This is a genomic window from Streptacidiphilus sp. P02-A3a, from assembly GCF_014084105.1.
Taxonomy (GTDB): Bacteria; Actinomycetota; Actinomycetes; order Streptomycetales; family Streptomycetaceae; genus Streptacidiphilus.
The window spans coordinates 4,169,098-4,189,268 of sequence record NZ_CP048289.1 but is presented as its reverse complement, the minus strand read 5'-3'; the positions used below and the strand labels follow the sequence as shown (position 1 = coordinate 4,189,268).

General features: G+C 73.0%; 20 protein-coding genes. 6 read left to right on the top strand and 14 right to left on the bottom strand.

Going from position 1 to position 20,171, the window contains the following annotated elements; all coding sequences use genetic code 11:
* Nucleotides 1-15 precede the first annotated feature (15 nt).
* The 8 genes from GXP74_RS18290 to GXP74_RS18255 form a co-directional block, all read right to left on the bottom strand.
* Nucleotides 16-1,083, bottom strand: coding sequence for an acyl-CoA dehydrogenase family protein (locus GXP74_RS18290; protein ID WP_182452510.1), 1,068 nt, complete (start codon nucleotides 1,081-1,083; stop codon nucleotides 16-18).
* Between the two features lie 8 nt (nucleotides 1,084-1,091).
* Nucleotides 1,092-2,240, bottom strand: a complete 1,149-nt coding sequence (locus GXP74_RS18285) for an acyl-CoA dehydrogenase family protein (protein ID WP_182452509.1) — start codon at nucleotides 2,238-2,240, stop codon at nucleotides 1,092-1,094.
* Nucleotide 2,241: 1 nt separating this feature from the next.
* Entirely contained in the window at nucleotides 2,242-3,024 is a 783-nt protein-coding gene (locus GXP74_RS18280) for an enoyl-CoA hydratase family protein (RefSeq protein WP_182452508.1), read from the bottom strand.
* Nucleotides 3,025-3,054: 30 nt separating this feature from the next.
* Nucleotides 3,055-3,831 (bottom strand): SDR family oxidoreductase, encoded by a 777-nt coding sequence (locus GXP74_RS18275; RefSeq protein WP_182452507.1) that lies wholly within the window; start codon nucleotides 3,829-3,831, stop codon nucleotides 3,055-3,057.
* Nucleotides 3,828-4,952: a nitronate monooxygenase family protein gene (locus GXP74_RS18270; protein ID WP_225448029.1), complete on the bottom strand. Its 1,125-nt coding sequence runs from the start codon at nucleotides 4,950-4,952 to the stop codon at nucleotides 3,828-3,830. Before GXP74_RS18270 ends, GXP74_RS18275 begins: the two co-directional genes overlap by 4 nt.
* A complete protein-coding gene (locus GXP74_RS18265) occupies nucleotides 4,949-5,752 on the bottom strand; it encodes a CoA-transferase subunit beta (RefSeq protein ID WP_182452506.1) in 804 nt (267 codons plus the stop codon). Before GXP74_RS18265 ends, GXP74_RS18270 begins: the two co-directional genes overlap by 4 nt.
* Nucleotides 5,749-6,606, bottom strand: coding sequence for a CoA transferase subunit A (locus tag GXP74_RS18260; protein ID WP_225448028.1), 858 nt, complete (start codon nucleotides 6,604-6,606; stop codon nucleotides 5,749-5,751). Before GXP74_RS18260 ends, GXP74_RS18265 begins: the two co-directional genes overlap by 4 nt.
* A gap of 97 nt (nucleotides 6,607-6,703) precedes the next feature.
* A complete protein-coding gene (locus tag GXP74_RS18255) occupies nucleotides 6,704-7,693 on the bottom strand; it encodes a GlxA family transcriptional regulator (RefSeq protein ID WP_182452504.1) in 990 nt (329 codons plus the stop codon).
* Between the two features lie 73 nt (nucleotides 7,694-7,766).
* Here GXP74_RS18255 and GXP74_RS18250 point away from each other — a divergent pair, with 73 nt between their 5' ends.
* Both GXP74_RS18250 and GXP74_RS18245 read left to right on the top strand, forming a co-directional pair.
* On the top strand, nucleotides 7,767-9,056 hold the full coding sequence (locus GXP74_RS18250; RefSeq protein ID WP_225448027.1) for an MFS transporter: 1,290 nt from the start codon (nucleotides 7,767-7,769) through the stop codon (nucleotides 9,054-9,056).
* 153 nt (nucleotides 9,057-9,209) lie between these two features.
* Nucleotides 9,210-9,845, top strand: coding sequence for a TetR/AcrR family transcriptional regulator (locus tag GXP74_RS18245; protein WP_182452503.1), 636 nt, complete (start codon nucleotides 9,210-9,212; stop codon nucleotides 9,843-9,845).
* A 51-nt stretch (nucleotides 9,846-9,896) separates the two neighbouring features.
* Here the strand turns inward: GXP74_RS18245 and GXP74_RS18240 are convergent, their stop codons facing one another.
* Nucleotides 9,897-10,781 carry an enoyl-CoA hydratase gene (locus tag GXP74_RS18240; RefSeq protein ID WP_182452502.1) on the bottom strand — a complete coding sequence of 295 codons (885 nt, stop codon included), beginning with the start codon at nucleotides 10,779-10,781 and terminating at the stop codon, nucleotides 9,897-9,899.
* A 154-nt stretch (nucleotides 10,782-10,935) separates the two neighbouring features.
* Here GXP74_RS18240 and GXP74_RS18235 point away from each other — a divergent pair, with 154 nt between their 5' ends.
* The gene (locus tag GXP74_RS18235; RefSeq protein WP_182456526.1) at nucleotides 10,936-12,087 is read left to right on the top strand and encodes an acetyl-CoA C-acetyltransferase; all 1,152 of its coding nucleotides are present in this window, start codon (nucleotides 10,936-10,938) and stop codon (nucleotides 12,085-12,087) included.
* Here the strand turns inward: GXP74_RS18235 and GXP74_RS18230 are convergent.
* Entirely contained in the window at nucleotides 12,071-12,982 is a 912-nt protein-coding gene (locus GXP74_RS18230; RefSeq protein ID WP_182452501.1) for a LysR substrate-binding domain-containing protein, read from the bottom strand. The genes GXP74_RS18235 and GXP74_RS18230 overlap by 17 nt on opposite strands.
* A 112-nt stretch (nucleotides 12,983-13,094) precedes the next feature.
* On the opposite strand from GXP74_RS18230, the gene GXP74_RS18225 reads away from it, so the two are divergent.
* Both GXP74_RS18225 and GXP74_RS18220 read left to right on the top strand, forming a co-directional pair.
* Nucleotides 13,095-13,790 carry a 3-oxoacid CoA-transferase subunit A gene (locus GXP74_RS18225; RefSeq protein WP_182452500.1) on the top strand — a complete coding sequence of 232 codons (696 nt, stop codon included), beginning with the start codon at nucleotides 13,095-13,097 and terminating at the stop codon, nucleotides 13,788-13,790.
* Nucleotides 13,787-14,470, top strand: coding sequence for a 3-oxoacid CoA-transferase subunit B (locus GXP74_RS18220; protein ID WP_182452499.1), 684 nt, complete (start codon nucleotides 13,787-13,789; stop codon nucleotides 14,468-14,470). Before GXP74_RS18225 ends, GXP74_RS18220 begins: the two co-directional genes overlap by 4 nt.
* Before the next feature lie 20 nt (nucleotides 14,471-14,490).
* On the opposite strand, the gene GXP74_RS18215 is transcribed toward GXP74_RS18220, so the two are convergent.
* On the bottom strand, nucleotides 14,491-15,096 hold the full coding sequence (locus tag GXP74_RS18215; RefSeq protein ID WP_182452498.1) for a TetR family transcriptional regulator: 606 nt from the start codon (nucleotides 15,094-15,096) through the stop codon (nucleotides 14,491-14,493).
* 108 nt (nucleotides 15,097-15,204) lie between these two features.
* Here GXP74_RS18215 and GXP74_RS18210 point away from each other — a divergent pair, with 108 nt between their 5' ends.
* Nucleotides 15,205-15,972 (top strand): SDR family NAD(P)-dependent oxidoreductase, encoded by a 768-nt coding sequence (locus GXP74_RS18210; RefSeq protein ID WP_182452497.1) that lies wholly within the window; start codon nucleotides 15,205-15,207, stop codon nucleotides 15,970-15,972.
* Nucleotides 15,973-15,976: 4 nt separating this feature from the next.
* On the opposite strand, the gene GXP74_RS18205 is transcribed toward GXP74_RS18210, so the two are convergent.
* The 3 genes from GXP74_RS18205 to GXP74_RS18195 form a co-directional block, all read right to left on the bottom strand.
* Nucleotides 15,977-16,507: a DUF5994 family protein gene (locus GXP74_RS18205; protein ID WP_182452496.1), complete on the bottom strand. Its 531-nt coding sequence runs from the start codon at nucleotides 16,505-16,507 to the stop codon at nucleotides 15,977-15,979.
* A gap of 103 nt (nucleotides 16,508-16,610) precedes the next feature.
* Complete coding sequence (locus GXP74_RS18200) at nucleotides 16,611-19,010, bottom strand: phosphoketolase (protein ID WP_182452495.1); 2,400 nt, start codon at nucleotides 19,008-19,010, stop codon at nucleotides 16,611-16,613.
* A 64-nt stretch (nucleotides 19,011-19,074) separates the two neighbouring features.
* Nucleotides 19,075-19,986: a slipin family protein gene (locus tag GXP74_RS18195; RefSeq protein ID WP_182452494.1), complete on the bottom strand. Its 912-nt coding sequence runs from the start codon at nucleotides 19,984-19,986 to the stop codon at nucleotides 19,075-19,077.
* Nucleotides 19,987-20,171 lie beyond the last annotated feature (185 nt).

The following is a 20,171-nucleotide window of genomic DNA, read 5'->3' as shown; positions in this document are numbered from 1 at the left end:
TCGGCTGGGTTCGGTTCACAGCGCCAACGCCTGGGCGAGCCGGTCGCGGTGGTCCGCCGGGTCGCCCCAGGCGGCGGCGAGCGCCCAGGCCCGCTTGGCGTACAGGTGCAGGTCGTACTCGGTGGTGTAGCCGATCGCGCCGTGGCACTGGATGGCGGTCCTGGCGACCAGCCGGGCCGCGTCCGAGGCGAGGACCTTCGCCAGCGAGGTGGCCACCGGCGCCGCCGGGTCGCCGCCCGCCTGCGCCGCGCCCGCCGCGAGTACCGCCGGACCGGCGAAGCGCACCGCCAGGTGGGCGTCGGCCAGCGCGTGCTTGACGGCCTGGAAGGAGCCGACCGGCGCGCCGAACTGGTGGCGCTCCTTGACGTGGCCGACGGTCAGCTCGACCATCCGCTCGCTCAGCCCGAGCAGGACGGCGGCGGTGCCGAGGACGCCACGCTGCCAGGCCCGGTCGACGGCGGCGGGGCTCTCGGCGAGCGGCAGGCCACCCGCCGCCGGGGCGGTGATCCGGGCCAGGCCGCGCGAGCCGTCCACCGAGGCCACCGGCTCGATCCGCAGCTCGGCGCGCCGGTACAGGCGCAGGGTGGCGCCCGCGCGGAGCACGAACAGGTCGGCGCGGGCGCCGAACGGCACCGGCGCGGCGGCGTCGGCGGCGTCGGTGGCGTCGGTGGCCAGGGACGCGGTGAGCCGCAGTCGGCCGGTCAGCACCGCGCCCAGGTCCGGCGCCGCCACGGCGGCCAGCAGCGGGGCGCCGACCGCGACGGTCTCCACCACCGGCACCGGCAGCGCGGACCGGCCCAGCTCCCGCAGCAGCGGCACGAGCGCGTTCTCGTCCAGGCCGAGGCCGAGCTCGTGCCCGAGCCCGCGCCCGAGGTCGGGGTCGGGGTCGGGGCCGCTCGTGGCCTCCGGGACCAGGACGCCGGTCACCCCCAGCCCGGCGAGTCGGCGCCAGACCGCGTCCACCCGCTCGATGCGGCCGCCGGGCCATCCGGCGCGCACCACCTCCGGCGGCGCCTCCTTGGCCAGCAGCTCGGCGACGGCCCGCGCCAGCGCCGCGTCGTCCTCGGCGATCCGGAACCGCATCGGCCACCTCACTTCCTCGGCAGGCCGAGCAGCCGCTCGGCCACGATGGTCCGCTGGATCTCGTTAGTGCCCGCGTAGATGGGACCCGCCAGGGAGAACAGGAAGCCCTTGGTCCAGGGCCCCTCGGTCTCCGCCTCATCGCCGATCAGGTCGAGCGCGGTCTCGTGCAGCCGGATGTCGAGCTCGGACCAGAACAGCTTGTTCAGGCTCGACTCGGCGCCGACCGGCCGCCCCTCGGTGATCGCGGTGACCTGCTCCAGGGTGAACAGCTGGTACGCCTGTGCGTCGATCCAGGCCCGCAGCGCCCGGTCACGGTGCGCGGCGGCGCGTCGCGGGTGGGCGGCCCGCACCTGCCGGGCGGTGTCCAGCAGCCGGTCGGCGGCGCTGAGGAAGCGCCCGGGCGAGCGCAGGGTCAGGCCCCGCTCGGAGCCGGTGGTGGCCATGGCCACGGACCAGCCCTGGTTCACCCCGCCGAGGACGTCCCGGTCGGGGACGAACACGTCGTCCAGGAACACCTCGGCGAAGCCCTCGTCGCCGTCGAGCCGTGCGAAGCCGCGGACGGTGACGCCGGGGGCGTCGAGCGGCACCAGGAAGTAGCTCAGGCCGTGGTGCCGCCGGGCCTCGGGGTCGGACCGGAACAGGCCGAACAGGTGGGTGCAGAACGCGCCGCGGGTGGTCCAGGTCTTCTGGCCGCTGAGCCGCCAGCCGCCCGACGCCGCGTCACGTACCGCGCGGCTGCTGATCGCGGCCAGGTCGCTGCCCGCGCCCGGCTCGGACCAGCCCTGGCACCACAGGTCCTGGGCGGCGGCCATCCGGGGCAGGATCCGCTGCCGCTGTTCGGGGGTGCCGAACTCGAAGACGGTGGGGGCCAGCAGGAAGATGCCGTTCTGGGTGACCCGCTGCGGGGCCCCGGCCCGGTAGTACTCCTCCTCGAAGATCAGCCACTCCCACAGGGTGGCGCCCCGGCCGCCGAACTCCTCCGGCCAGGACACCACCGACCAGCGCGCCCGGTGCAGCCGCCGCTCCCACTCCAGGTGGGCCGCGAAGCCCGCGCGGGTGTCGCCGGATGGCAGCGGCCGCTCCGGGACGTTGGCCCGCAGCCAGGCCCTGGCCTCGCGCCGGAAGGACTGCTCGGACCCGCTCCAGCCGAGGTCCATCTCAGCACTCCCCCGCGGCCGTCGGGCCGCCCTTGCCGAAGCTGTCGCGCACCCGGTCGGCCACCCCGGAGAGGTTCAACTCGAAGGTGTAGCCCTGCTCGTAGCGGTAGCTGCGTTTGACGTCCCACAGGTCGATGCCCGCGAACGCCTCCTTCGCGGCGCGGATCACCGCCGGGTCCTTGGCCGCGATCCCGGCCGCGAGCTCCAGGGCCCGCTCGCGCAGCCGCGCGCCGGGGACGACCTCCAGCACCGAGCCGAAGGCGTGCAGTTCGGCGGCGGTCGCCGTGGCCGAGGTGTACATCATCGCCCGGGCCTTGTGCAGCGGCACCAGCCGCGACAGGTGGGTGGCCGCGCCCAGCGCGCCCCGGTCCACCTCGGGCAGGCCGAAGACGGCGTCCTCGGCGGCGAGCACGATGTCCGCGTTGCCGACCAGGCCGATGCCGCCGCCCAGGCAGAAGCCGTGCACGGCGGCGATCACCGGCACCGCGCAGTCGTAGACCGCCGCGAACGCGGCGAAGCAGCCCCGGTTGGCGCCGATCAGCGCCGCGAAGCCGTGGTCCGCCTGGATCTCCTTGAGGTCCACGCCCGCGTTGAACCCGCGCCCCTCGGACCGCAGCACGACCACCCGTACCCGGGGGTCGCGGCCGAGCTGGAGCAGCGACTCCGCGAGCCGGTGCCAGCCGGCCACCGGCAGCGCGTTGACCGGCGGATGGTCGACCACCACCTCGGCGATGCCGCGCGCGTCGACGCTGGAGGTGATGCTCCGCGCCACGTCAGTGGACATGTCTGCTCCCGGTGCTGGATGCGGTTCCGGTCAGGCGTGCTGGCTGCTGACCGAGACGACCTCGCCGGTCATGTACGAGGAGTAGTCGCTGGCCAGGAAGACGATCACGTCGGCGATCTCGGACGGATCGGCAGCCCGGCCGAAGGCCTCGTCCTGGGCCAGCCGCTCCAGCAGCTCCTCGCTGGTGACCTTGGCCAGGTGCTCGTGCATGGCGATGCTGGGCGCGACCGCGTTGACCCGCACGCCGGAGCGGCCGACCTCGACGGCGGCGCAGCGGGTCAGCGCCATCACCCCGGCCTTGGCGGCGGCGTAGTGGGCCTGGCCGCGCTGGGCGCGCCAGCCGATCACCGAGGCGTTGTTGACGACGACGCCGGTGCCGCGCGGGACCATGTGCCGCAGCGCGGCGCGGGTGCAGCGGAAGGTGCCGTTGAGGCTGACGTCGAGGACTCCGGACCACTGCTGGTCGGTCATCTCGACGAGTTCGGCGGTGCCGCCGAGCCCGGCGTTGTTGACCAGGACGTCGAGGTGGCCGAACTCGCCGACGACGGTGGCGAACATGGTGTCGACCGCCTCCTGCGAGGTGACGTCGCAGACCACGGTGGGCGGGCGTTGCCCGGTGGCCTCGGCTATCCGGTCGGCGGCCTCGCCGAGGCGGCGCTGGTGCCGGTCGCTCAGGGCCACCCGCGCGCCCTCCTCGGCGAAGCGCAGCGCGGTGGCGAAGCCGATGCCGGTCCCGGCGGCGGCGGTGACCAGGGCGGTCCGTCCGGCCAGGAGTTGGTGGCCGGGGCGGCGGGGCAGGGCGTTCATGGCACTCCCGGTTCGGCGGTGGCGGCAGCGGCGGCGGCAGTGGTGGCGGTGAGCCGGGTGAGCACGGCGTCCGCCTCGGTGACGATCCGGTCGACGAGTTCGGCGCAGCTGGGCAGGTCCTGGATCAGCCCGGCGACCTGGCCGCCGGCCAGGGTGCCGAGGTCCAGCCGTCCGTCGACCATGCTGGCGCGCAGCATCATCGGGGTGTTCGCCGCCATCAGCAGCTGCGACCAGCCGAGGCCGTGGCTGCGGCGCATCGCCAGGCCCTCGCGGACCAGGTCCGGCCAGGGGATGCCGGACATCCGCTGGAACGCGACCGCGTGGCGCAGCGAGCGGCCGGTCCGGGCGACCGGACCGGCCGCGAGCAGCCGGTCGACGAGCTCGGTGCGCAGCACCCGCTGCGGGACGCCGTCGAGCAGGTCGGTGACCACGGTGTCGGTCACCCCGCGCCGCAGGTACTGCTGTTTGACCGGTTCGGGCACGGTGCTGTCGCTGGTGAGCAGGAAGCGGGTGCCCATGGCGATGCCGACCGCGCCCTGGGCCAGCGCGGCGACCAGGCCGCGTCCGTCGTGGAAGCCCCCGGCGGCGATCACCGGGATCCCGACGGCGTCCACCACCTGCGGCAGCAGGATCGACGTGGGCACGCTGCCGGTGTGGCCGCCGCCCTCGCCGCCCTGGACGACGACCGCGTCGACGCCCCACGCCTGGACCTTCTCCGCGTGCCTGCGGGCCCCGACCGAGGGGACGACGACCAGACCGGCGTCCTTGAGGCCGCGGACGACCTTCTCGGTGGGCGCGAGCGCGAACGACGCGACCCGGACCCCCTCCTGGACCAGGATCGCCGCGCGTTCGACGACGTCGGCCGCGTCGCCGCGCAGGTTCACCCCGAACGGCGCGTCGGTGCGTTCGCGTACCGCGCGGATCGCGGCGCGGGTCTCGGCGGGCGTGAGGGTGGCGCCGGCCAGGATGCCGAGCCCGCCCGCCTCGGCGGTGGCGGCGGTGAGTTCGGGTCCGGAGACCCATCCCATGCCGGTCTGCACGATCGGGTAGCGGACGCCGAACAGGTCGCAGAGGGGGGTGTGCAGCGCCGGGTGCAGCGGTCCCGGTGCGGTGGGCGTCATGCCGGGACCTCCCGCTCGCGGCGGCCGTTGGGGTCGATCACGGTGCGGATCAGCGTGAGTTCCGCGGCGGTGGGGGTGCGGGTCTCCGGGACGTCGTCGGCGCTGTCGAGGTGCAGCGGGAAGCCGGTGTTGGCGAGCACCTCGGCCAGGGTCGTGCCCGGGTGCCGGGAGACCAGCCGCAGCGTGTGGTCGGGGCCGCCGAAGTCCATCACCGCGAGGTTGCTGACGACCCGGCGCAGTTCGTGGAAGCGGGTGGCGGCGGGTCCGGCCTTGGCCGCGTTGTCGTAGCCGACGCCGCAGACGACGTCCACCCGCTCGGTGAAGGTGCGCGGGGTGTGCCGCGGCACCCAGTAGCTGGTGGGGTGGTTGACGGTGTTGCCCGGGGCGCCGCGCACGCCGAGCAGTTGCCGGGTGGGGCGGGCGAAGTCGCCGATGGCGGAGATGTTGGCGTTGCCGTGGCGGTCCAGCTGGCTGGGCCCCATCATCACGTGCCGTCGGCCGGTCGCCAGCAGGTCGAAGATCGTGCGGTAGGGCACCCAGCCCTCGGCGGTGGCCGGTGGTGGGGCGTCGATGGCCCAGACCCCGGCGACCAGGGTGGCCTCGCCGTCGGAGAGCAGCAGGTCGGGTTCGAAGGTGGCCCGGGCCAGGCGGGCGCCGATGCCGGGGATCAGGCCCATGGGGCTGGCCAGGATCTCGCCGTCGCCGCGCCAGGCGTCGGCGCAGGCGGCCACGCAGACCTCGGCGCGGGTGGCGGTCGCCCCGGGGTCCGTGCTCGTGCGCGCGCTCGCGCCCTCGCTCATGCGCGCGCTCCGATCCGGGCCGGGCGGGCCGCCACGGCGCGCTGGTAGTCCTGCTCGTCGCCGGACAGGTAGGTCCGCTGGAACCGCGCCCACTCCCCCGGGTCCTTGGCGGCGGTGGCGTACTCGCGCTGGAACGACTCGTCCCGCCGGTAGTCGGGGTCGCAGGAGGTGAAGTGCGCGCCGTTCGGGGCCTCGACCAGGCCGGTGACCATCCACCGGTGGATCCGCAGCCGGGTGATGTCCGCGGTGGCCGTCAACTCCTCGGTGGGGAGCACCCGTTCGCAGGAGACGTAGGCGCGCTCGGCCGCCGCGCAGAACAGGTCGTCGAAGTACAGGTCCGGGCCCAGGAACTGGGCGTTGCCCCGGGCGTCGGCCCGGTTCAGGTGCACCAGCGCGGCGTCCAGCGGCAGCGCGGGCACGGCCACCAGTTCCTCGCCGTCCAGGTACGGGGAACGGACGGTGCGCAGTCCCGGGTTGACCCGCATCACGTCCGAGCCGAGCCCCGCGCGCAGCGGCAGGAACGGCAGCCGCTGCGCGGCGGCGTAGAGGGCCGTCTGCAACATGCCCTCGTCGTACTCGGTGGCCACGACCGCGCCCGCCTGCCGGGCGGCCTGGAAGTGCGGTTCGAGCGGGATCGAGTCCAGCGAGACGAACCCGTAGACCAGCCGCCTGACCTTGCCGGCCGCGCACAGCAGGCCCACGTCCGGTCCGCCGTAGCTGACCACGGTGAGGTCCCGCAGGTCGGACCGCAGGACGGCCCGCACCAGCGACATCGGCTTGCGCCGCGATCCCCACCCGCCGATGCCCAGCGTCATCCCGGAGCGGAGCTCCGCGACGACCTGATCCTCCGTCATGTGCTGTGCCGCCACGGGGTGCCCGCCCTTTCCTGGTCCGACCGGGCGAACACTACCAAGCGCTTGCTAGGTTTCCAATGAACGCGCGGCCGCTCGCCTACTCCGCCTCGTCCGCGCGGAAGGTCCGCCGGTAGGCGGCGGGCGTGGTGCGCAGGGCCTCGTGGAAGCGCCGACGCAGGTTGACCGCCGAGGAGAGGCCGACCCGGCGGGCGATGCTCTCCACCGGCAGGTCGGTCTCCTCCAGCAGCGCCCGGGTGGCGGCGATCCGCCGGTCCAGCAGCCAGCGTCCGGGACTGATGCCCAGCTGCTCGGTGAAGCGCCGGGTCAGTGTGCGCGCCGAGACCTGGGAGTGGACCGCCATCTCGGCGACGCTGACCGGCTGGTCCAGCCGCCCGGCCAGCCACTCCAGCAGCGGCGCCAGCGAGTCGGCGACCGGCCCGGAGGTGGGCAGTTCGGCGTACTGCAGTTGGCAGCCCTCGCGGTGCGGCGGTGTCACCATCTGCCGGGCGATCCGCATCGCGTACGCGGCGCCCTGGTCCTCGCGCACCAGGTGCAGGCAGAGGTCCACCCCGGCCGCCGATCCGGCACTGGTGGCGACATCGCCGTGGTCCACGTAGAGCACCTCGGGGTCGACCTGGACCTGCGGAAACCGGGCGGCCAGCTCGACCGCCCGGTCCCAGTGGGTGGCGGCCCGGCGGCCGTCCAGCAGCCCGGCGGCGGCCAGCACGAACGCGCCCGAGCAGATGCCGACGATCCGCGCGCCGCGCCGGTGCGCCCGGCGGACCGCCGCGACCTCCGCCGCCGGTACCGGGGTGTCGGCCGGCTGCTGCCAGCCGGGGACCAGCACCGTGTCCGCCTGCTCCAGCGCCTCCAGACCGGACGTGACCAGCAGGTCGTAACCGGCCTGGGTGCGCACCGGGCCGGGCCGCTCGGCGCAGGCCTCGAACGCGTAGCGGCTGGGGACGGCCGGACCGTGGTCGCCGAACACCTCGGCCGCGCAGGCCAGCGGGAAGGTCGGCTGCGGCGGCAGCACCAGGGCCACCACCCGGTGCGGGGCCGCGGACTTCGGCAGCGGGCGAGGCGTCATGGCAGGAAAGTACCCCATCATGTCGTTCCGGACACTGGGGATGGCCGATTGGTCCAGACCAGAATGGCGTGCTGTGACCACCACCCGAGCTGGGACCCAGTCCGCACCGCTACCCGATCCGCCCGTCCACCGCCTGCCCGCCCAACGCCCTTTGTGGGACCGGCGCTTCACCCTCTACTTCACCGCCCGTACCGTCTCGCTGTTCGGCGACGCGATGATGCCGGTGGCCGCCGCGCTCGCGGTCGGCGCACTCTACGGGATCTCCGGGGTCGGCTTCGTCCTCGGCGCCTGGACCGGGACCTTCGTGGTGCTGGTGCTGTTCGGCGGGGTGTTCGCCGACCGGCTCGGGGCGCGCCGGATGATGGTCGGCGCCGACCTCGCCCGGGTGCTCACCCAGGGCGTGCTGGCGGTCGCGTTCTTCACCGGACGGCCGCCGTTCTGGCTGCTGGTGACCATGGCGGCGCTGGCCGGTGCGGCCGTGGCGATGTTCCTGCCGGGGGTGAACGGGATGGTCCCGCTGGTCGCCCGCGAGCCGCAGCGGGCCAACGCCACGCTCAAGGTGGCCGACGCGCTCGCCCAGCTGATCGGACCGGCCCTGGCCGGGCTGCTGATCACACTGACCGGCGCCGGGACGGTGTACGCGATCGACGCCGGGACCTTCGTGCTCAGCGCCCTGTGCCTGGCACTCATCCGGCTCTCCCCCGCCGCCACCGGTTCGGCCGCGCCCAGCGGCGGTTCACTCCGCCGCGACCTGCGCCAGGGCTGGCACGAGTTCCGCTCCCGCACCTGGATGTGGGCGGTGATCCTGATCTGGATGGGCTACGGCGTGCTGGTCTTCGGCCCGCTGGTGCCGCTGAGCTCGGCGCTGGTCGGTGCCCGGCTCGGGTCGAACGCCTACGGCCTGGCGGTCTCCTTCCTCGGCGTCGGCACCGTGCTCGGCGGCCTGCTGGCGCTGCGGCTGCGTCCGGCCCGGCCGCTGGCGGCCGGGACCGTGGCGATGGCGCTGTACACCGTGCTGCCGCTCTGCGTGGCGCTCGGCGCCGACCTGCCGGTACTGCTGGTGGGCCACGTCATCGGCGGCGGCGCCCTGGCGTTCTGGTCGGTGATGTGGGCGACCAGCGTGCAGACGCACACCCCGCCCGCCGTGCTCAACCGGGTCTCCGCCTACGAGTTGGGCGGCTCGGTCTCCGGCATCGCGCTCGGCCAGATCCTGGCCGGACCGGCCATCGCGCTGGCCTCCCCGGAGCGGCTGCTGCTGGTGTCGGCGGGTGCCTGCCTGGCGGGTTGCGTGGCGCTGTTCGCGACCCCGGCGATCCGCGGCCTGCGCCGCGCCCCCGCCACCAGTGGCTCCGTGCCGGAGTAGCCGCGCATCCCGTGGGCGCCGCCCGGGCGGGATCTCCCCGCTCCGCCCGGGCGGCGCCTCGGAGTGAGCAATCGCTTGGTTGGTATGCTGAGCCGATCCGGACCAGCGCACCGTCGGCGGGCGTGCGCGCCCCCGGCCGAAGGGACGAACCACATGGCGGCACGACGACCCGTGGCCACGCGCGGCGGCAGCCCCAGGGCGGCGGCGAACGGCGGTTCGGACCGTCGCGCGGAACTGCTGCGCATCGCCGCGAACCTGTTCGCCACCCACGGCTACGCCGAGACCACCGTCCGGGACATCGCCGACGAGGCGGGCATCCTGTCCGGCAGCCTGTACCACCACTTCGCCTCGAAGGAGGCGATGCTCGACGAGATCCTCCGGGACTTCCTGGGCCGGTTGCGGGAGCGCTTCACCGCGATCGAGCAGCACGGCGGAAGCCCGCGTGAGGTCTTCGACGGGCTGGTCCGGCACGCCTTCGCCACCATCGACGCCGAGCCCGAGGCGGTCGCCCTCTACCAGAACGAGTCCCCCTCCCTGAGCGGGCAGCCGGGCTTCGAGTACGTCGACGACCTGGGTCGGCAGAACGAGGCGATCTGGCTGCGGGCGCTCACCGCCGGTCAGGAGTCAGGTGTCTTCCTGGACTCCGTCGACATGCAGCTCAGCTACCGCTTCATCCGGGACACGGTGTGGAGCGCGGTGCGCTGGTACCACCCGGGCGGCCGGTACCAGCACGAGGCCGTCGCCACGCAGTACCTGACGCTGCTCTACGGCGGCCTGCTCACGGGGTGACCTCCTTCGGACGTCGGGCCGCCGCGCTCCCCCTCGCCGGGCGGGTCCGGGTCAGCCCTCGGTGGCGGCCCGGGCCGCGTCGCGCATGCCCCGGGCGTCCAGGCCGGCCAGCGAGTCGGCGCCGACCTCGGCGTTGTGGGCGTGCGCGGCGTGGTGCAGACCGAAGACCGAGTCCATGCCGACCCGCATCCCCTGCAGGTCCTCGGCCTGGTTGACCGCCTTCTTGGCCAACGCCAGGCCGAACCGGGGCATCGCGCTGATCCGCTCCGCCAGGGCGAACACGGTGGACTCCAACTCGGCGCGCGGGACCACCTGGTTGACCATGCCGAGCCGTTCGGCGCGCTGCGCGCTGAAGCGGTCCCCGGTGAACAGGAACTCCTTGGCGGCGCGCGGGTTCATCACCCACGGGTGGGCGAAGTACTCGACGCCGGGGATGCCCATCCGGACGACCGGGTCGGCGAAGAACGCGTCGTCCGAGGCGATGACGAAGTCACAGCACCAGGCCAGCATCAGGCCCCCGGCGATGCAGGCGCCCTGCACCATCGCGATCATCGGCTTGGGGATCTCCCGCCAGCGGCGGCACATGCCGAGGTAGACCTCCGACTCGCGGGCCAGGCGGGAGTCGACGCCCTGCTTGTCGGTGTGGTCCCACCAGATCACCGCCCTGCGCTCGAAGGTCCGGTCGACGTCGCGGCCCGGGGTGCCGATGTCGTGGCCCGCGCTGAAGTGGCGACCGCTGCCCGCGAGCACGACCACCTTCACCGCGTCGTCGTCGACGGCCCGGGTGAAGGCCGCGTCCAGGGCGTAGGTCACCTGGGAGTTCTGGGCGTTGCGGTACTCCGGGCGGTTCACGGTCACCACCGCGACCGGCCCGCGGACCTCGTAGGCGACCACCGGCTCGGCGTCCTCGGCTGCTGGGCTCTCCTCGGCGGACATGGCTGCTCCTTCGCGTCATGGGCGGCTGCACCGGAATCCCGTTGACCAAACAAGTGCTTGGTGGGGTAGTCTAGGCGACACCCCGGCTCCCGGACAGCGCCGGAGGCCGACGAGCCGGTCGAGGGGGGTACCCGTGGAACCGACCCGCGGCGCCGTGCCCGAGGCCTACCTGATCGACGCCGTGCGCTCCCCCGTCGGTCGGCGCGGCGGCGCGCTGGCCGCGACCCACTCGGCGGACCTGGCGGGACAGGTGATCGGCGCGCTGATGCGCCGCTCGGGCGTCGATCCGGGCGCCGTCGACGACGTGATCCTGGGCTGCTGCGACCCGATCGGCTCGCAGGCGGGGAACATCGCCCGCACCGCCTGGCTGGTCGCCGGGCTGCCGGAGCACGTGCCCGGGGTGACCGTCGACCGGCAGTGCGGGTCGAGTCAGCAGGCGGTCCACTTCGCGGCGCAGGGGGTGATGTCCGGCACCGCCGACCTGATCGTCGCCGGTGGCGTGCAGAACATGTCGGCGATCCCGATCTCCGCCGCGATGCTCGTGGGCGAGCGGTACGGCTTCAGCACGCCGTTCGCCGAATCCCCTGGCTGGGTCGCCCGCTACGGCGACCAGGAGGTCTCCCAGTTCCGCGCCGCCGAGATGATCGCCGCGAAGTGGGGCCTCTCCCGCGCGGAGCTGGAGCGGTTCGCCTACCGGAGCCACCAGCGGGCGCTGGCCGCGATCGACGCCGGGCGCTTCCGGGACGAGATCGAGCCGATCGGCGGCTTCGACACCGACGAGGGGCCGCGCCGCGACACCTCGTTGGCGAAGATGGCCGCGCTGCGGCCGCTGACCGACGGCGGACGCACCAGCGCGGCGGTCGCCTCGCAGATCAGCGACGCCGCCTCGGCGCTGCTGATCGCCTCCGAGCGGGCCGTCCGCGAGCACGGCCTGACCCCGCGCGCCCGGATCCACCACCTCTCGGTGCGCGGCGACGACCCGGTGTGGATGCTCACCGGCCCGATCCCGGCCACCCGCCACGCCCTGGCCAGGACCGGCCTGTCCATCGACGACATCGACCTGTTCGAGGTGAACGAGGCGTTCGCCGCCGTGGTGCTGGCCTGGGCCGCCGAGACCGGTGCGGACCTGGACCGGGTCAACGTCAACGGCGGCGCCATCGCCCTCGGCCATCCGATCGGGGCCACCGGGACCCGGCTGATGACCTCCCTACTGCACGAACTGGAGCGCACCGGCGGCCGCTACGGACTGCAGACCATGTGCGAGGGCGGCGGACAGGCGAACGTCACCGTCATCGAGCGCCTCTGACCTTCGCGGCTGGGGCGAGCAGCTGCCGGATCACCTCCACCGTCCGCATCAGGTGCGGTTCGGAGCGGTCGGCCCGGTGGGCCACGGCCAGGTCGACGGTGGTGGCCGGTTGCACCAGCGGCCGGTAGACCACGCCGGGCAGCGGCAGCGCGGTCACCGGCTCGGGCACGACCGCCGCCCCGAGTCCGCCCGCGACCAGGGTGACCAGGGTCGAGGTCTCGCCGACCCGGTGCCGGATCCGGGGCTCGACCCCGGCGTCGCGCAGCACCCGCAGCACCACGTCGTGCATCACCGAGCGGCCGTCGGCCGCGTGCACGATCAGGTCGGTGTCGGCGAGGTCCACGGCGCGCACCCGGCGCCGCCCGGCGAGCGGGTGGTCGGTCGGCAGCGCCACCACCAGCCGGTCCCGCCGCAGCAGGTGCGCGACCAGCGAGGGGTCCGCCGCCGAGGGGCGCAGCAGGGCGACGTCGATGGCGCCGGTGCGCAGGGCCTCGGCCTGCTCCGGGGCCGGCATCTCGCCGCGGAAGGAGAAGTCCACGCCGGGCAGCGCGGCCGAGAGCTGCCGGGAGAGCGTCGGCAGCAGGCTGTACGTGACCGAGCCGACGCAGCCGATCGCCAGGTGGCCGACCGCCCCGGCGGCGACCCGGCGGGCCAGCTCGGCGGCCTGGTCGACCTGGTCGAGGATCGCCCGTGCCCGCTCCAGGTAGGCGCGTCCGGCCTCGGTGAGCTCGACCCGGCGGGTGGTGCGGTGCAGCAGCTCCACCCCGAGTTCGGCCTCCAGTCGGCGGACCGCCTGCGACAGCGGCGGCTGCGCCATGTGCAGGCGTTCGGCGGCGCGGCCGAAGTGGCGCTCCTCGGCGACGGCGACGAAGTAGCGAAGGTGGCGGAGATCCATATCGGGAGCGTCTCAATCATCAGCGATATTGATACTTCAGCTTATCGATCCCGGCGCCTACCGTGTGGATGTGCGCGCTTGGCGCCACACGCTGGAGAACCGGAGGTCGGGTATGGGTCGGGCACGGGTGTTGGACAGCTGTGACGAGGCGGTGGCGGGCGTCGAGGACGGCTCGACCGTCCTGGTCGGCGGCTTCGGCTTGGCGGGCATGCCGTTCGACCTGGTCGACGCGCTCATCCGGCAGGGCGCGCGGGAGCTCACCGTCGTCTCCAACAACGCCGGGAACGGCGAGGTCGGCCTGGCGGCGCTGCTGAGGGCCGGCCGGGTGCGGAAGGTGGTCTGCTCGTTCCCGCGGCAGGCCGACTCCCACGTCTTCGACGCGCTGTACCGGGCCGGGCGGATCGAGCTCGACCTGGTGCCGCAGGGCAACCTGGCGGAGCGGATGCGCGCGGCCGGTGCCGGTATCGGCGCGTTCTTCTGCCCGACCGGGGTCGGCACGCCGCTGGCCGAGGGCAAGGAGACGCGGACCATCGACGGCCGCGACTACGTGCTGGAGTACCCGATCAGGGGCGACTACGCGCTGATCTCCGCGTACCGGGCCGACACCATGGGCAACCTGGTCTACCGCAAGACCGCGCGCAACTTCGGGCCGGTCATGGCGACCGCCGCCGGCACCACGATCGTGCAGGTGGGCGCGGTGGTCCCGGTCGGCGAGCTGCATCCGGAGGCGGTCGTCACCCCGTCCATCCACGTCGACCGGATCGTCCCGGTCGAGGCCCGGCACTACACCGTCGAGGGGGCGCGATGAGCATCGTGACGAGTACCGCGGGCAATCCGGTCGAGCACCTCGACCGGGGACCGCTGACCACGGACGAGCTGGCGGCCGTGATCGCCCGGGACATCCCCGGGGGCTCCTACGTGAACCTCGGCATCGGGCAGCCCACCAGGATCGCCGACCACCTGCCCGTCGGCTCCGGGGTGGTGCTGCACACCGAGAACGGCATGCTGAACATGGGTCCGGCCGCCGTCGGCGACGCGATCGACCCGGACCTCACCAACGCGGGCAAGGTGCCGGTGACCGAGCTGCCGGGGGCCGCGTTCTTCCACCACGCCGACTCCTTCGCGATGATGCGCGGCGGCCACCTGGACGTCTGCGTGCTCGGCGCCTACCAGGTGAGCGCCACCGGCGACCTGGCCAACTGGCACACCGGCGGGCCCGAGGACATCCCGGCCGTCGGCGGCGCCATGGACCTCGCCATCGGTGCCAAGGACGTCTACGTGATGATGACGCTCTTCAACCGGAGCGGCGAGCCCAAGCTGGTGCCGTCCTGCACCTGTCCGCTCACCGGCCTGCGCTGTGTCAGCCGGGTCTACACCGACCACGCCGCCTTCGACATCACCCCGGACGGCGTGCGGATCCGGGAGACCTGGGGCAGCACGGCGGCGGACCTGGCCGCGCGGCTCGGCGGCGTCGTCCGCGCGCGGTAGCGGGCGCGGGGGCGGCCGCCCTACGGCTTCGCCCCGCGCCGGGCGGCGCGGGGGCGGCACTCGGCCAGGGTGAGGGCCAGCGAGACGTACCGCTCGACCAGGTCGTCCCGGGTCAACTCGCCCTCGGGGCGGTACCACTGGGAGATGGCGTTGCACATCGCGATGATGCCGCGCCGGGCGTCGTCGGGGTAGGGCGTGTTGAACACGCCCCGGGCGATGCCGTCCTCCAGGATCCCCTGGAACAGCCGGGTGCTCCCGGCCAGCCGCTCGCGGTAGGTCCGCAGGTTCTCCGGGGAGAGGCTGCGCTCCTCGGTGATGGTGACGCTGCTCTTGGCCGGGTGCTCGGCCCGGAACCGGACGGTCGCCGCGACCAGCGCCTCCAGCCGCTCGGCCGGGTCCTCCCCCACCGCCGCCAGCGCCTCGGCACAGGCCTCGGTGTAGGCGTCCACGCCCTCGTCCAGGATCGCCATCAGCAGGTCCTGCTTGCCCGGGTAGTAGTGGTAGAGCGCGGACATGCTCATCTCCGCCCGCTTGGCGATGTCGCGGATGGACGCCGCCGCGAAGCCGCGCTCGGTGAACTCCAGACGGGCGGCGTCGATGATCGTCTTGTGGCGGGTTGGGCGCATGGTTCGATCATAGGTGCCGACTACCGCTGGACAGCGGGGTCGGCCCAGCGTAACTTATCGATCGTTCGACAAGCAGACAGGCCTCCCCCACCGGCAAGGAGTCAACGGATGCAGATCGACGGAGCCACAGCGGTCGTCACGGGCGGGGCCTCCGGCCTGGGCCGGGCCACCGCGACCCGGCTGCTCGCGGGCGGGGCCGCCCGGGTGGTGCTGCTGGATCTGCCGGGCTCCCAGGGAGCGGCCACCGCGGCGGAGTTGGGCGAGCGCGCGGTGTTCGTGCCCGGCGACGTCCGGAGCGAGGCGGACGCCGCCCGCGCCGTGGCCGTGGCCGCCGAGGGCGGGCCCCTGCGGGTCACGGTGAACTGCGCCGGGCTGGGCAGCGCCGGTCGCACCGTGGCCAAGGACGGCACCCCGTACCCGCTGGACGCCTTCCGGACCGTGGTCGAGATCAACCTGATCGGCAGCTTCAACGTGCTGCGGCTGGCCGCCGCCGAGATGGCGCGCAACGAGCCGCTGGACGGCCAGCGCGGGGTCATCGTCAACACCGCGTCCGTAGCCGCGTTCGACGGCCAGATCGGCCAGAGCGCGTACTCCGCCTCGAAGGGCGGCATCGTCGGCATGACCCTGCCGATCGCCCGCGACCTCGCGCCGGCCGGTATCCGGGTGCTGACCGTCGCCCCCGGCCTGTTCGATACCCCGTTGCTCGGCCTACTGCCCCAGGAGGCCCGCGACAGCCTGGTCGGGCAGGTGCCGCACCCGTCCCGGCTGGGCCGCCCGGACGAGTACGCCGACCTGGTCGCCGCGATCATCGCCAACGACTACCTCAACGGCGAGGTGATCCGCCTGGACGGGGCGATCCGGATGGCCCCGCGCTGACCGCCTACCTCTCCAGGACCTCCGGGACCGTGGATTCCTCCGCCCGCCAGTCGCGAGGAGCGCCGCTGTCCCAGCGGGCCGCGCCCCAGCGCCTGGTGGACGCGGGATCGACCAGAGCGCTCGGGGACTGCCGGTTCCCGGCAAGGGACGCGGTCGCCATCAGCCGCCGGGCGGTCTCCGGGTCGGTCTCGGGCGGCACGACCAGCAGGTCCCAGCGGTTGACCTCGTAGGAGAGCAGGGTGATCTCGTACGGGTCCTGCTCCGCGTCGTACCAGCCCAGGCGCACCGTGTGGGTTCCGGTGTGGACGTGGTTGGGCATCGTCGGCCACAGCTGCCGGTTGACCGTCGCGTGGGTGATCCGCCCCCACCGGTGGTCGAGTTCGGCCACCAGCGGGGGAAGCTCCGCCCGCAGGTCACGTGAGTGCGGCCACCAGACCCCGTCCAAACGGCACCGCTCCTCGGACGGGGTCAGTGACAGGCGCAGCGGCAGTGCGCGGTCCGGTACCGGGAGCGCGGTGGTGAGAACGGTCGTCATGACCTGAGACCTGACCCCGGGCGGTCACCCGCCCAGCAACGTCGATCCCCAGGGACGACGCGGTCTCGACGACCGCGTACGAATTGCCCCCGGTGCCTCCACCCTACTCCGCTGCGGCCGCGCCCGGGCCGGACCAGGCCCAGTCGCGGATCTCGGGGAGGTCCTGGCCGTGGATCCCGATGTAGCGGTCGTGTTCGACGAGCCTGTCGTGCATCTGCTGCTTGAGGTAGTCGCCCCGGGCGCCGATCTGCGGCACCCGGTCGATGACGTCCATCACCAGGTGGAAGCGGTCGAGCCGGTTCTGCACCCGCATGTCGAAGGCGGTGGTGATGGTCCCCTCCTCGTTGTAGCCGCGCACGTGCAGGTTGCGGTTGGTGCGGGCGTAGGTGAGGCGGTGGATCAGCCAGGGGTAGCCGTGGAACGCGAAGATGATGTGCTTGTCCCTGGTGAACAGCGAGTCGTAGTCGGCGTCGCTGAGGCCGTGCGGATGCTCGGTCTCCGGCTGGAGTTTCATCAGGTCCACCACGTTGACCACCCGGACCTTCAGTTCCGGCAGGTGCTCGCGCAGGATCGACACCGCCGCCAGGACCTCCAGGGTCGGGGTGTCCCCCGCGCAGCCCAGCACCACGTCCGGTTCCGCGCCCTGGTCGTTGCTGGCCCACTGCCAGATCCCGGCGCCCTCGGTGCAGTGCACGACCGCGTCCTCCATCGACAGCCACTGCGGCATCGCCCGCTTGCCCGCGACCACCACGTTGACGTAGTTGCGACTGCGCAGGCAGTGGTCCATCACCGAGAGCAGCGTGTTGGCGTCCGGCGGCAGGTACACCCGCACCACGTCCGCCTTCTTGTTCACCACGTGGTCCAGGAAGCCGGGGTCCTGGTGGGTGAACCCGTTGTGGTCCTGCTGCCAGACGTGCGAGGTGAGCAGGTAGTTGAGCGAGGCGATGTCCCGCCGCCAGGGCAGCGCCTTGGTGACCTTCAGCCACTTCGCGTGCTGGTTGAACATCGAGTCCACGATGTGGATGAACGCCTCGTAGCAGTTGAACAGCCCGTGGCGACCGGTCAGCAGATAGCCTTCCAGCCACCCCTCGCACTGGTGCTCGCTCAGCATCGAGTCCAGGACCCGCCCGTTGGGGACCAGGAACTCGTCCCCGGGCAGCGTCGAGCCCATCCACTGGCGGCCGGTCACCTCGAAGACCGACCCCAGGAAGTTCGACAGCGTCTCGTCGGGGCCGAAGAGCCGGAAGTTGCGCTGCCGTTCGTTGAGCGCCGTCACGTCCCGCAGGAAGCCGCCGAGGACGAGGGTGTCCTGGGCCTCCACCGCGCCCGGGGCGGGCACGTCCACGGCGTGCAGCCGGAAGTCGGGCATCCGCAGGTCCCGGAGCAGCCCCCCGCCGTTGGTGTGCGGGTTGGCACCCATCCGCCGGTCGCCGACCGGCGCCAGCGCGGCCAACTCGGGCAGCAGCGTACCGTCCTGGTCGAACAGCTCCTGCGGCCGGTAGCTGCGCATCCACGTCTCCAGCTGCGCGACGTGGCCCGGGTGCTCGGGATCGACCAGCAGCGGCACCTGGTGCGAGCGGAAGGTCCCCTCGATCTGGAGCCCGTCGACGGTCCGGGGGCCGGTCCAGCCCTTGGGTGAGCGCAGCACGATCATCGGCCAGCGCGGGCGGGAGTTGTCGCCGCTGGCGCGGGCGTGTTCCTGGATCGCCCTGATCCGCTCGACCGCGGTGTCCAGGGCGGCGGCCATGAGCTGGTGCATCGCCTCGGGCTGGTCGCCGGAGACGAGGACCGGCTCCCAGCCGCAGCCTCTGAAGAACTGCTCCAGTTCCTCCTCCGTGATCCGGGACAGGATGGTCGGATTGCTGATCTTGTAGCCGTTCAGGTGCAGGATCGGCAGCACCGCCCCGTCGCTGACCGGGTTCAGGAACTTGGTGGACTGCCAGGCGGTCGCCAGCGGCCCGGTCTCGGCCTCCCCGTCGCCGACCACGCAGGCCACCACCAGGTCCGGGTTGTCGAGCACGGCCCCGAAGGAGTGGCTCAGCGAGTAGCCGAGTTCACCGCCCTCGTGGATGGACCCGGGGGTGGTCGGCGCGACATGGCTGGAGATCCCGCCGGGAAAGGAGAACTGGGTGAAGAGCTTCTTCATCCCGGCCTCGTCCTGGCTGACGTCCGGATAGACCTCGCTGTAGGAACCCTCAAGATAGGTGTTGGCCACCAGCGCCGGCCCCCCGTGGCCGGGCCCGGCGACGTAGAACATGTCCAGGTCGTACTTCTTGATCACCCGGTTCAGGTGCGCGTAGACGAAGTTCTGCCCAGGCGTGGTGCCCCAGTGGCCGACGACCAGCGGTTTGACGTCCGTCAGCCGCAGCGGTCGCCTCAGCAACGGGTTGTCGTACAGGTACAACTGGCCGACGGACAGGTAGTTCGCTGCCCGCCAGTACGCATCCACGGCGTTCAGCAGATCGGGGGCGAGTGCCCCCGTGGGGCGGGTTTCGGTAATCACTTCGGTTCTCCTTCACCACCGGCCGGGGCGAGCGCTGCTGCGAGCACCCCCAGTACGCCTGTCCTCAGCTGTGCTTGACGAAGGGTCCGCCGTTGACCGGGACGACCGGGGTCTCCTCCTTCGCCGCCTTGCCGAGTGAGGGCTCGGTGACGGTCGCCGCGGAAGCCCTGTCGGCTGCCGCGTCGGTGGTGGTGAGCGGGATGGAGGCGGCGGTCTCACGCGCGAGGAAGGCGCCGAGTTCGCCGATGGTGCTCATCAGGGGCGCCGGGAAGACCACCGTGGTGTTCTTGTCGACGCCGATCTCCACCAGGCTCTGCAGGTTCCGTAGTTGCAGCGCCAGCGGGTGGGCCATCATGGTGTCGGAGGCGTCACCCAGCGCGGCGGCGGCCATGGACTCGCCCTCCGCGTTGATGATCTTCGCCCGCTTCTCCCGCTCGGCCTCGGCCTGCCGGGCCATCGCCCGCTTCATGCTGTCCGGCAGCTGGATGTCCTTCAACTCCACCAGCGTCACCTGGACGCCCCACTCGACCGTGGAGACGTCGAGGATCTCGCGGATGTCCTTGTTGATGCTGTCGGTCTCGGACAGGGTCTCGTCCAGCGTGTGCTGCCCGACCACCTTCCGCAGCGTGGTCTGCGCGATCTGGTCGATCGCGGCCTGCACGTTCTCGATCGCGACGACGGACTTCACCGGGTCCACGATGCGGAAGTAGGCCACCGCGGAGACGTCCACACTGACGTTGTCGCGGGTGATGATGCCCTGTGACTGGATCGGCATGGTCACGATCCGCAGGGAGACGCGGTGCAGCACGTCGACGAACGGCACGATCCCCCGCAGGCCGGGGTCCCGCGCGCCGCGGACCCGCCCCAGCCGGAACAGCACCCCCCGCTCGTACTGCCGCACCACCTTCAACGACATCGCGGCGGCGATCACCAGGAGCACGAGTACGACGGCAATGACGACGATCAGGACAGCCATGATGTGCCTCGGTCCAACCTGCTGGTGTGTCGGGCACAGTCAATGACCACGACGGAGAACGGCATGAGCGGCCCCTCGGACAAGTACAGGGGGGATTCCCTGAGTTCCGCGGGGTCCAGGCGAAACGGAACGCGAGCGCAACGCCCGGAGAGTTCCGGGCGGCATACCCAACGCCGTGGCATCAG